Origin of the sequence: Paenibacillus sp. FSL R5-0473, assembly GCF_038004565.1 — a bacterium.
GTDB classification, from domain to species: domain Bacteria; phylum Bacillota; class Bacilli; order Paenibacillales; family Paenibacillaceae; genus Paenibacillus; species Paenibacillus amylolyticus.
Genome location: NZ_JBBORL010000001.1, coordinates 2,988,258 through 2,999,800 on the forward strand (window position 1 = coordinate 2,988,258; position 11,543 = coordinate 2,999,800).

10 protein-coding genes are annotated in these 11,543 nt (G+C 45.5%); 2 read left to right on the plus strand and 8 right to left on the minus strand.

The window, feature by feature from the left end; genetic code table 11:
* Positions 1 to 123: 123 nt before the first annotated feature.
* Together MKY28_RS12845 and MKY28_RS12850 are read right to left on the minus strand one after the other, a co-directional pair.
* The gene (locus MKY28_RS12845; protein ID WP_340936119.1) at positions 124 to 1,437 is read right to left on the minus strand and encodes a hypothetical protein; all 1,314 of its coding nucleotides are present in this window, start codon (positions 1,435 to 1,437) and stop codon (positions 124 to 126) included.
* 180 nt (positions 1,438 to 1,617) lie between these two features.
* Positions 1,618 to 2,667 carry a 2,3-butanediol dehydrogenase gene (locus MKY28_RS12850; RefSeq protein ID WP_340936120.1) on the minus strand — a complete coding sequence of 350 codons (1,050 nt, stop codon included), beginning with the start codon at positions 2,665 to 2,667 and terminating at the stop codon, positions 1,618 to 1,620.
* Positions 2,668 to 3,053: 386 nt separating this feature from the next.
* On the opposite strand from MKY28_RS12850, the gene MKY28_RS12855 reads away from it, so the two are divergent.
* Positions 3,054 to 4,091: a LacI family DNA-binding transcriptional regulator gene (locus tag MKY28_RS12855; RefSeq protein ID WP_340936121.1), complete on the plus strand. Its 1,038-nt coding sequence runs from the start codon at positions 3,054 to 3,056 to the stop codon at positions 4,089 to 4,091.
* Between the two features lie 177 nt (positions 4,092 to 4,268).
* Here MKY28_RS12855 and MKY28_RS12860 read toward each other — a convergent pair whose 3' ends face one another.
* Both MKY28_RS12860 and MKY28_RS12865 read right to left on the minus strand, forming a co-directional pair.
* On the minus strand, positions 4,269 to 5,237 hold the full coding sequence (locus MKY28_RS12860) for a D-2-hydroxyacid dehydrogenase family protein (protein WP_340936122.1): 969 nt from the start codon (positions 5,235 to 5,237) through the stop codon (positions 4,269 to 4,271).
* A gap of 80 nt (positions 5,238 to 5,317) precedes the next feature.
* Positions 5,318 to 5,899: a TetR/AcrR family transcriptional regulator gene (locus tag MKY28_RS12865; protein WP_340936123.1), complete on the minus strand. Its 582-nt coding sequence runs from the start codon at positions 5,897 to 5,899 to the stop codon at positions 5,318 to 5,320.
* Between the two features lie 241 nt (positions 5,900 to 6,140).
* Here MKY28_RS12865 and MKY28_RS12870 point away from each other — a divergent pair, with 241 nt between their 5' ends.
* Positions 6,141 to 7,361, plus strand: coding sequence for an MFS transporter (locus tag MKY28_RS12870; RefSeq protein ID WP_340936124.1), 1,221 nt, complete (start codon positions 6,141 to 6,143; stop codon positions 7,359 to 7,361).
* A gap of 1 nt (position 7,362) precedes the next feature.
* On the opposite strand, the gene MKY28_RS12875 is transcribed toward MKY28_RS12870, so the two are convergent.
* From MKY28_RS12875 to MKY28_RS12890, 4 genes are all read right to left on the minus strand, one after another.
* The gene (locus MKY28_RS12875) at positions 7,363 to 7,524 is read right to left on the minus strand and encodes a hypothetical protein (protein ID WP_155985038.1); all 162 of its coding nucleotides are present in this window, start codon (positions 7,522 to 7,524) and stop codon (positions 7,363 to 7,365) included.
* Positions 7,525 to 7,556: 32 nt separating this feature from the next.
* Positions 7,557 to 8,012 carry an SRPBCC family protein gene (locus tag MKY28_RS12880; protein WP_100528889.1) on the minus strand — a complete coding sequence of 152 codons (456 nt, stop codon included), beginning with the start codon at positions 8,010 to 8,012 and terminating at the stop codon, positions 7,557 to 7,559.
* A gap of 161 nt (positions 8,013 to 8,173) precedes the next feature.
* Complete coding sequence (locus tag MKY28_RS12885; protein WP_036608620.1) at positions 8,174 to 9,259, minus strand: HD-GYP domain-containing protein; 1,086 nt, start codon at positions 9,257 to 9,259, stop codon at positions 8,174 to 8,176.
* Between the two features lie 283 nt (positions 9,260 to 9,542).
* Positions 9,543 to 11,378 (minus strand): UbiD family decarboxylase, encoded by a 1,836-nt coding sequence (locus MKY28_RS12890; protein ID WP_076249532.1) that lies wholly within the window; start codon positions 11,376 to 11,378, stop codon positions 9,543 to 9,545.
* Between the last annotated feature and the right edge of the window lie 165 nt (positions 11,379 to 11,543).

Genomic DNA, 11,543 nt, shown 5'->3' on the forward strand with positions numbered 1-11,543 from the left:
AGCCTCTGTTGGATCACACTACCGAAGCAGTCTGATATACACTCTACTACATCTTAAAGTATTTTCCCGGTCACCAATAATGTGGATGTAGCATAGTATATAATCCATAATCTTCCTTCCAATTTAATTAGCATTCACGGGGATATCACTGCGGTTCACTCGAAGCAATTTCCCTGATGAAGTTGATAACACATCCGGATCGGTACCCAGACCAAAGTAGAAGTCACCCTCGTTCTCTTCGAAAGACTTGGCATACGTGTCCTGGTTAAAACGTAAAATCTCATTCCATGTGGTCAGATCCGTGGATTGGTAGACCCGATTAATATACAGATTGGCACTTTGGCGAGTGTACGTAAGCACATACACCTTGCCATCACGCAACAGCACATCGGTTGGGAGCGCCTTGGCATCCGGGAGATCAACTCGCCTTGCCTGATTGATGTCCGTCATGACATTCAAAGATTTGGGCAGCAACTGCCCATCATTAAACACGCCACCTGCTATATAGAGCAACTTGTTATTGAAGTTAACATTTTTGCCTATTTTATTATAAGGAATCGTGCCCGTTTGATAGGTTAGTCCAGGTAGCATTTTGTTACCATAGATGACAACATCCCGTTTCTCAAGATTTTCATTAATCTCCAAAATATTAGTTTTGTCATTCCATATTTTATTGGCAGGATACATCATGCCAGATGCATATAACTTGCCATTAAGATGGAACATGGTATAAGCCCGGAAACCAAACGTATTAATGGTCGCATATTTTTGCCAAGTTTCACCTTCATTATGAGAGATTAGAATGGTTGGTTTGGACTCTGTACCCAGCGCGGCAAACATCTTGCCCTGATAAGATGCCAAATCGTATACGTGTACACCCAGCGGCAGATTGCGATATTTGGTCCACACCTCTCCATCCAGACGATAGAAGTTACCCAGTTCCCACTGTTCACTATCGGAATCATTGCCAGGAATATATAACTTATCGTTTAGTACTCTGTAGATATCAATCTGTTCCTCATCCACATACATCTTCGTTGATGGCAAGATGCCCGGGTTGCTGTTCGTCACCGACTGGGTCTTGAATTTTGCATTCGCTGTATCATAATAAATGACTGGGATAGGGCCTGAATTAGGAGCTACGCCCAGATTGCTGCTATTTCCGTGGCCCAAATATATCTTGCCGTTGTACAGTTGCATGTCCCAGACGTTATTAGCATATGGTGTTTTGGTAAAAGGTCTGCCTAGCAGTTCGATCTTCGATGTTACATCCGCTGAACTGATCGGTGCATTCGACACCTTGGCAAGCCCACGTTCCGTCGCAGGGGGTTGACTCGTTGACGTGGTGTTTTTCGGCTTGGAGTTCCCCATAAGCATCCAGCTCATTCCTGCGACAATGGTCAAAATTACGGCTGTCCATTTTGTATGTCTCTGCATGTCCGCTTCCTCCTTCATTTTTTCATCATCATTACCTTCACACCAAGATGATACAATTTGTATCTTTTTATACTATGTAAAACCACCCGCACATGCAACAAATTCCGCCCGATCTATACAAAAAAAGTAGACAATCACATCTATTGATGTGTTGTCTACTCGCTCTTACTGCCTATGGTTCTATTCTGCTTTTACCAAAATCTTAACCTGATTTTTCTCTTTCAATAGTGCTTCAAATCCATGCTCTACCACTTCATCCAACGTAATTCGTTTGGTCACCAGCTTGTCAGCCGGGAAGAAACCTTTATCCATCAGACTGATAACAGCCGGGAACACATCGCGATAACCAATAATGCCATTAACTGTACGTTCTTTCATGACAATTGAGTTCGGGTGAATCGGCGCTTCCTGTTCAAAAATACTGACGATCATCAACTCTCCACCAATACGTGTTGAATCGATGGCTTGTTGCAGAACACGTGGAACACCGGTTACTTCATAGGCTACGTTAACGCCGCCTTGTGTACGTTGATGGATCTCTTCCACGACATTAAACTGCATTGGATCAATCACAATGGCACCGAGCTCTTCGGCTTTTGCTTTCCGTTCATCCGATAACTCCACCACATAAATATCCGACGCTCCCGAAGCTTTAAGCGCTTCGATGACCAGTAGTCCAATTGGGCCTGCGCCAAACACGGCTGCTGTATCTCCCACTTTCAGCTTGCTTTGGCGCACAGCGTGAAGTGCTACAGCTGAAGGTTCAACCAACGCACCTTGCTCATACGAGATTGAATCCGGAATAGCATGTACCATGTTTTCTGCAGCAGTTACATACTCGGAGAATCCTCCTCCGCCTCCAGCGAGTCCAAGGAAACCCATCTGATCGCACAGATTGTATCTACCCTGTTTACAAGCTTCACAGTGTCCGCATGCATAGATGGGTTCTACCACAACACGATCGCCCGCCTTGAAACGTGTAACACCTTCCCCTACTTCAACCACCTGTCCTGAGAATTCATGCCCCATAACTATAGGCGCTTGTTCCCCTGTTAGCGGATGCGGTGCTTGAGCGGGAATGAAGATTGGACCTGCTGTGTACTCGTGCAAATCACTGCCGCAGATACCGCACCATTCCACTTTTATTTTGACCTTTCCTTCTTCAGGCTGAGGTTCATTAATATTTTCGAGACGTAAATCTTTGACTCCATGCCAACGTAATGCTTTCATTCATTTCATCTCCCAGATCATAATTTGTGATATAATCGGAAACGTTTCCGTAAATTAAATATGTCACATTTTAGATACGCTGTCAAACATATTTCTCCACTAATATGTCTATTTCGTGGTCATATCGAGTTCACTTTAGAATGCTTATATTTTAATTCAAGTGATCTTAGCGGTATTACAAACGATGTAATCCTTGTTATTAACATATATTATGGCAAATATTATTGTAGATCTATTGAAATTTAATCAGGCCTCGCCATAAATCTAGCCCTTTCACGGGATACTTGATTGTTCAAATGTTATAATCAAGTTATATAACTATCGTGAAGTTCATACATATTCCTAATAATTCGGAATCGTTTCCGATAAAGTGAGGTAACCGTACATTGAGGAACGAACAGAAACTTACGATCAAGGACGTTGCAGAGCGTGCCGGCGTGGGCATCGCTACCGTATCCCGGGCCATCAACAATTCAGAAGGCATCAGCAGTAAAACACGGGATAAGGTGATGCAGGCCATTGAAGAACTGGGGTTTGTACCCAACACCTCGGCACAGAGTCTGAAAATCCGGCAAACGCACCAGATCGCGCTTGTTGTACCCGACATACGTAACGCCATCATTCCGGAAATCTCCTGGTCTGTAGAGCAAACGGCGAAGCAGCATGGGTACCATGTCGTGCAGATCAATACGGCAGGCAATGCCAGAACGGAGCTTGAAACCATTCGTAATGTCAAAAAATTGCATGTGGACGGACTAATCTTCATGCCTCTGGCGTACCCCAAAACGTTACCCGGACTGATTGATAAAGCGCCGCTCCCTATCTCCATGATTAATTACGGCAAAAAACTGGAACCTGGCATGAAGGCAGATATCGTCTCTCTCTCTCAACCTGAAGGCAAACTAGTGATGGAACATCTGTTCAAGATCGGCCGGACTCGAATCGCTTATGCGGGAGCACCGAAGGACATTATTGAAGAGCGCTTTCGTGCGTATGAGCAAGCTGTAGGCCATGTGGACATTTCTCTCGTCTACTTTGGTGAGGACTTTTCATTAAATACAGGTGCCAATGCTGCAGATTATTTCTATGGACTTACGCATATGCCAGATGCTGTCTATGCCATTAATGATATGGTTGCCATTGGATTGGTTAATCGGTTCAAGGAGTTAGGGGTTCGTGTACCTGAAGATGTGGCTGTTGTGGGTGTGGATAACAATCAATGGACAACCGTCACGTCTCCTCAGATTAGTTCCGTGTCCATTATGGGCGAAGAAGTCGCCAGACTTGCTACTGAGCTGTTGTTAAAACGAATTCGGGAGATGAGCACGACCGATTACGAACACATCCAATTTGAACCGCGCTTAATCGTTCGTGAATCAAGCGTAGCCATGATTCATTCTTCCCAGCGAGGGCCACACAGTTAAATTTGGTGAGGGGGATGGGTCACCGGGATAGAATGTATTTTACATCCGTCCCTTCATTTGTTTTCTACACAGATATACTAAAAAGGTGTTGCTCAGGTCTAACTCTTTCCTGGCAGCACCTTATTTGTCGTTGATTCTATATAACTATAGCAGAGTCATACTCCGCATACGTTCATTCTAAGAAAGCAGTTGCCTGATCGGTGTTCCCTTCAGGAACATCGCTATATTCTCTACGGTATGATTATAATAGATCTCATAATTTCCACGAGTCACATAACCCAGATGCGGTGTGGCCAGAACGTTGGGCAATGTTCGCATCACATGGTTAACTGGTAGCGGTTCCTGCTCATATACATCCAGACCTGCACCAGCAATCACACCACTTTGCAATGCCTCCACCATAGCTTCCTGATCGACAATGCCCGCTCGTGACGTATTTATTAATAGCGCACTCGATTTCATTTGTTGAAATTCGGCTTGTCCGATCAGATTCCGCGTACGATCACTCAATACCAGATGAATGGATACGATGTCGCTCTGTGCAAGCAACTGCTCCTTGGTCTCGGACCAGATCACACCATGTTTTTCGGCTTTCTCTTGTGTCAGATTCTCGCTCCAGGCCATCACATTCATACCGAATGCTTGTGCGATCTCAGCCATGCGAGTGCCTATCTTGCCCAAACCAAGCAATCCAAGTGTTCTCCCATGCAGATCCAACCCGACCGTGCTCTGCCAGTTTCGATTGGAGCGAAGTGCATTATTTTCCGTAACCAGTTGTCTGGACAGCCCCAGAATCAGTGCCCATGTAAGCTCTGTCGGCGGATTAGAGCTTCCCTCGGTTCCACACACAATGATCCCGTTCTGCTCTGCAGCCTTGAGATCTATCGAAGCGTTGCGCATACCACTTGTAATCAGAAGTTTTAGATTAGGGAGCTGCGAAATGACCTTCTCTGGAAACGGTGTACGCTCCCGCATCAGAACCACAATATCAAAACCCTGCAATTCCTGAATGACTTTTTCTTCCGATCCCATATAGTTGTTGAATGTCTGAATCTCCACCTGATCCATCAACGGACCCCAATCCGCGGACGTCAGCGCAACGTTCTGATAGTCATCCAAAACAGCACAGCGCAACTTCGTATTCATTTCTGATCTCCTCCTATATCTGCTCAATTCTTGTATATATTGTAGCAACTCCGCATCACTTTAAACAGAATAAATCCCTATTACTGCAGCAAAGACAGTGTAACCTGGATGCTCTGCTCTACAAACAAGCGGTCCGGTGCTGATTTCATCAGTACGGTCAGTCCAATCATGGATACTACCAGAGACTGTGCGACCGCACTCGCGTTCATGTCAGTGGACAACTCCCCGCTCTGTTGCCCTCGTTCTATCGTTTCTTTAAAAAGAACACCCAGGTACATCTGATGCTCCCGTGTAAGGACAGCGAATTTGGGATCATGTGGAGCCAGCTCAACCATCGTATTAATGCAAAAACAGCCGTGACTAGGCTCGGTCACACTCCCCTCTGCTCCAATATGTTCAAACAATCCACGAAAGGCTTCCCGCACGGAGGAGCCCTGTTGAAGTCTGGCTCTGACTTGAGCCGCGTGCTGAGTGGTATACCTGCGAAGTGCTGTTTCAAATAATTCCTTTTTATCGCCAAAAGCCGCATACAGACTGGGACGTTGTATGCCCATTGCGGTCGTCAAATCATTTAAAGATGCCGCTTCGAACCCTTTGTCCCAAAACGTATGCATCGCTGCATCAAGTGCTTTATCCGTATCAAATTCCCGTTGTCTAACCATAAAATTCACCTCTTTATGTATCGATCAGTATGTTTATATATTTTAACCTCACTCTTATTACAAAGTCAAAACCTAATAACCGGAAAGGAGTTTTTAGCTAGAAATGAATCGAAAAGTCTGGAATAGAAGCGATCGCATACCCTCACCCAATTCTCTATTGACAGAATTCACGCAAATAAAGTATGGTTATTCCGAAACATAACATACTGATCAGTACAGAATAGAAAGGTGACATCCATTTATGCAAACTTCTTCTCCAGATGCACAATTATCCAATAAGGATCGTCCTGCCATGTCACGGTTAGTTGCTCTTCTCTTTGCCGTGTGCAGCGGACTTGCGGTCGCCAATATCTATTATGCTCAGCCTTTACTGGACTCCATCGCTCAAGAATTCAGCCTCTCTCCATCATCCATAGGGATCGTCATCACAGTGACTCAAATATGTTATGCCTTGGGGCTGTTCCTTCTTGTTCCGCTTGGTGACCTCTTAAATCGTCGCAAGCTGATTATCATTCAAATGCTCTTCTCTGTACTTGCACTAATTCTGGTAGGCACCTCACAGTCCAGCTCCCTCTTATTCACGGGCATGGCTGTCGTCGGTCTACTCGCGGTCATTACGCAAACGCTCGTTGCCTTTGCTGCACACTTGGCAGCTCCTTCCGAACGTGGTCGCATTGTCGGTCAGGTAACCAGCGGAATCGTCATTGGCATTTTACTTGCACGAACGGTTGCAGGTACGCTGAACGATTGGTTCGGGTGGAGATCGGTATATCTCTTCTCCGCCAGCCTTACATTACTCGGAATTGTCGCCTTATTTTTTGTTCTCCCAAGGCAACAATCCCCACAAGTAAAACAAAGCTACTTCCAATTACTCGGTTCCGTCTTGCAACTGTACCGTGAGTTGCGTGTGTTACGAGTACGAGGTGTGCTGGCCATGCTGATTTTTACAGCCTTCAGCATCTTATGGACTTCTATGGTACTGCCACTAAGTAGCCCTCCACTGTCCCTGTCTCATACAGTCATAGGTGCATTCGGTCTCGCAGGAGCGGCGGGAGCATTGGCTGCTGCCCGTGCAGGTAAACTTGCCGACTGGGGCCTTGGGCAGAAAACAACCGGTGTCGCCCTTGTCATTCTGCTCTTGTCCTGGCTACCCATCGGTTATGTCCATCATTCTCTCTGGTTTCTGATCCTGGGTGTTATCCTGCTCGATCTCGCCGTGCAGGCCGTACATGTTACCAACCAGAGCCTGATCTACGAAGTTCGCCCCGAAGCGCAGAGCCGCCTGACGGCAGCTTATATGATCTTTTATTCCATCGGCAGTGCAACTGGCTCCATCGTTTCTACCCAAGTGTATGCATGGGCAGGCTGGACAGCCGTTTGCTGGTTAGGTGCTGGCGTTAGTGCAGCAGCCCTTGTATTCTGGATGATCGATCGTTGTATGCATCGGAATATCGATCGTTGAATTAGTCCAGTTTATTCCACACCACAATAAAAAGAGTTGCCAACGGACCAAATAACAGGGAAATCAGAAACCAGTTCCGACCACTTCTGTTTTTTCCCTGAGCCAGTCCGGCATTAATCAAGGCAAGTGTGCCCCAACCTACAAAATATTCATTATCCATCAAATGTCTTCTCTCCTCTATCCATTTAATTCTGGCTACTGCTCAAGCATATCTTTGAGCTTACGATTACGATCCTCCAGAAATGCCTGCATGTATCTCTTCAGCACAAGTCGTTCGGTTGCCCATCCCAGCAATCCAAGTGGAGCTTCGAATCGAAGTGTGTCTCTCATGCAAGTCATCTGATCCCCAATTACGCTGAAATGATGTTCATGTCGCATGCTCTTGAAAGCCCCTTTCTCCATCTGATCCACAAAGAGGAAAGGTCGTTCAAACTGCACAATTCGGGACTTCAACTTCTGTCTGACCCCAAAATGAGTAGCCTGAAATGTAACGGTATCCCCTGCTCCAATTCTTCCTGTGGTTACTCCTGCAACTGCTCGCTCTCTTGTATGTTGCCAGACGGTCTGAGTATGTACATCAATATCCCGGGCATAGTCAAAGCATCGTTCAATCGAGGCATGTATCCTAATCTCGGTTGTCACTTCAATCATGGCGATCGCTCCTTGGCAGGAAAAATAAGGTCTTAGCAAAGTATACGCTTGCTTCCTTGGTCGAACAACACATCTAGGATGATATAACAAAAAACGGGTCCCCTGTCTTCGTACAGGAGGCCCGTTCTCAATATAAGTAAGGAATACAGATCATATTTAGATTAAATAAGCAATTCATCAATGGCAAGCGTACGCTCTTTGGAGAGATCGCGATATTCTTCAGACTCCACTTTGATGAGTGGTTTGAAAATATCGGACGTATTGTTCATGACAATAACACCTTTTTCTCCATTGCTGAGCAGCACCTGTTTCCCGATGAAATTAGGAAGCAAATGTTGCATCAATGCCTGAACCGGTTTTTCATTCAATTTACCAAATCCCATTCCATAGATATCTCTAAGGTTGTTGATCAGGTTTGGATTGCTTCCTCCGTGGTTCCCGGATCTCATGCCTATATAGATATCCGCTACAGATACAATCTGTGTATATGGATGAATTTCACTTTTCTCAAGTTGCATCGGATAACCCGACCCATCTTCCCGCTCGTGATGTTGCAGAGCAACCAGTGCTGTCGCTTCATCCGTCATCGAATTTTTGATAATTTCATGGCCATATATAGTGTGACGCCGCATTTCAAGCTGCTCATCAGCTGTCAACGGTTCTGTTTTGTTCCGAATCCGGTGGGAAACTTTGCACTTTCCAATGTCATGCAGATAACCACCGCGACTAATCTGATAACTCTCCTTCTGAGAATATCCAAGCCAATTCGCGAGGTAGAAAGACAACAATCCTACCTGGATTGAATGTGTATAGTTATTGACGTCATCCCGCTCCAGCATCATCAGGAGATGAACGACATCTTTCTGCTCATCCAGTCCCTCAACCATCGGTTGCAGTGCATCATCCACCATGGTGGCGTTGAACTTACCAACGGTCAGAGCTTCGAGAAAAGCATTTTGATAATTATGTACAGTCTGAATAAATTGGGACTTCAGCTCTTCTTCAGGCGGTTCTTCCTTCGTAGTTATCCCCGAAGCATGCTTTGCGGCTGCTGCAAAAAATTCTGCTTCAGTGATTTCCTCTTCGCGTGATTCAATATCTACATAATCTACACGGTGCTGCATAAGCAAGGTGATATCCTCACCTTTGATCACAGTTCCCTTCCCGAGAACGTGTAATCCTGCATCGCTGAATGTATCCGCAGTTAGACGGTCTCCGTCTTGCAGGTTCATAATATGGATTCTCAAATCGGTATTCCCCCTGAACAATTCATTATAGTAACAGCACCCAACGGAACGGGGCCACAAAAATACCTATACTTCTTTATATCGTTATAATTCTTCAATTCATACATAGTTCAAACGACCTTAATCACAATGGTAAATACGAACGCCTAAGACTTTATCCTCACTCCAACATCCAAATTAGTCCCGGTTTTAAACTTTTACACACTTTTGTGCCTCATTGCCGTATCAGAGTAAGCCAAAGAAGTTCAAACGCTCCGTTTGAACTTCTTCAAGACATCTCAAATTAGATTTTGATCGAACCCAGACTAGCACCTTTAACAAAAAATCGTTCAATGCTCTTCTCGACCGAAGCATCGGGAATCAGCGGCGGTGCCTGATGGGGTTTGGTACGTGCATCAATAATCACCTGATCACAGCCCCAATGCTTGTGGTCATATCCGCTATTAACCCCGTACATGTCATGTGAAGGGTTGCTGCGAGTAAAGGTTGCCCATAAGAAGTTGCTGAGGTTAGCACTCAGGAACGAACTGTCGTCACATAGAATGATCATCGGACACGAGTCCAGACCTCCCTGTTCTTTCAATAGAGACGTGAATGCTTGCATCTCCTGTGCTGTATCCGCATAACTCGTAAAGGCCGATGTCTGGATCGAAACGATACCCGGCATGATGAGCTGTGGATTCTCATAACCACGAATGTTTTTCAAAGACTCCGGCACTTCCGTGCACAACTCTCGAACCTTGTCGCCATATGCTGCAAAAACGACCTTGCTACCGCTGTTCAGCCCTGTACCCGAGTAATCCAGTGTATCAATCGTTGTATGGGTATGGAAATGAATATCCCGCTGCATATCCATACGCTCCAAGATATAGGTCAGGAATTCAACTTCCTTATGGGTATCCAGAGGTTGCTGATCCTCAGCAGTAATAAACAGGTACTTCGCCAGACTGAGCTGACCCGTACCCAAAATGCGATTGGCAATCGTGAGCAACTCTGTCGGCTGCTTCACAGCCTGATACGGCGTGTAACGTTCACTGCCAATGGCAAACAGCAATGGATGAACCCCTGCTGCATCGACCGCATGCACTTCTTTGACACCAGGAATCTCCTGTTTAATCGCATCTCCAGTAATCTCATGAATCAAATCACCAAAAGCCGTATCCTCTTGCGGCGGACGACCAACAACCGTAAACGGCCAGATAGCATTAGGTTTGGCATAGACTTTATGCACACGCATTAACGGGAATTCATGTGTCAGACTGTAATAACCCAGATGATCACCGAACGGCCCTTCGGGTTTTGTCTCACCTGGGTAGATATCACCCGTGATGACAAAATCGGCATCATTACTGATGCAATATCCGTCCTTGTAACTGTACCGGAAGCGACGTCCAGCGAGCAGACCGGCAAATGTCATCTCACTAAGTCCTTCAGGCAAAGGCATAACCGCTGAAAGTGTATGTGCAGGCGGACCCCCAATGAAAATACTCACTTTCAGTGGTTCTCCCTTTTTGACAGCTTTGGCTTGATGTATACCAATTCCGCGATGAATCTGATAGTGTAACCCTATTTCCTTGTTCATTTCAAAATCATTGCCATCCAGTTGAACCCGGTACATCCCCAAGTTTGAATTCATGATTCCTGGTTTGTCCGGATCTTCCGAATAAACCTGTGGTAACGTCACAAATGCCCCACCGTCCATAGGCCAGTGTTTGATGAGTGGCAGATCCGAGATTTGAATCTCTTGCGCCGACACGGGTAGGCTTATAGATTTCTGTTTTGGCAGCGCCTGCCACGCAGCAAGACCTGTGCGGACATGCTGAAATGGCGTCTTAAGCGCCTTCATAGGATCGTCACGAACAGCCATGACCCGTTGTACGCCTTCCAGCGTACCGCGGAACATGAATTTGCTTCGTTCCACCGTACCGAACAGATTCGACACAGCCTGGAACTTTGAGCCTTTTACATTTTCGAATAACAACGCCGGGCCTTTAGCCTCGTGCACTTTCATGTGGATCGCTGCCATCTCAAGATGAGGATCAACCTCTTCTTTGACCCGAATCAAATGACCATGCTGTTCCAGATCGTTAATACAATCTTCCATATTGCGATATTTCATTGGATGGCTCCATTCTCTGTATGATAAATTAATTAAGTTCATAGATTCACATAACGTCTCTTCTATTTTATCAAATGATCCACTGCTAAACAAAACTATATGTGAAATTTTGTCGCGAATACAGATATCAAAAAAGCAATATGTCAGCAATCTGAATCCTGAACG

Bases quoted from the DNA above. Each gene is read 5' to 3' on its own strand.
- MKY28_RS12845 (WP_340936119.1), bottom strand. From the start codon at position 1,437: ATGCAGAGACATACAAAATGGACAGCCGTAATTTTGACCATTGTCGCA.
- MKY28_RS12850 (WP_340936120.1), bottom strand. From the start codon at position 2,667: ATGAAAGCATTACGTTGGCATGGAGTCAAAGATTTACGTCTCGAAAAT.
- MKY28_RS12860 (WP_340936122.1), bottom strand. From the start codon at position 5,237: ATGAATACGAAGTTGCGCTGTGCTGTTTTGGATGACTATCAGAACGTT.
- MKY28_RS12865 (WP_340936123.1), bottom strand. From the start codon at position 5,899: ATGGTTAGACAACGGGAATTTGATACGGATAAAGCACTTGATGCAGCG.
- MKY28_RS12870 (WP_340936124.1), top strand. From the start codon at position 6,141: ATGCAAACTTCTTCTCCAGATGCACAATTATCCAATAAGGATCGTCCT.
- MKY28_RS12880 (WP_100528889.1), bottom strand. From the start codon at position 8,012: ATGATTGAAGTGACAACCGAGATTAGGATACATGCCTCGATTGAACGA.
- MKY28_RS12890 (WP_076249532.1), bottom strand. From the start codon at position 11,378: ATGAAATATCGCAATATGGAAGATTGTATTAACGATCTGGAACAGCAT.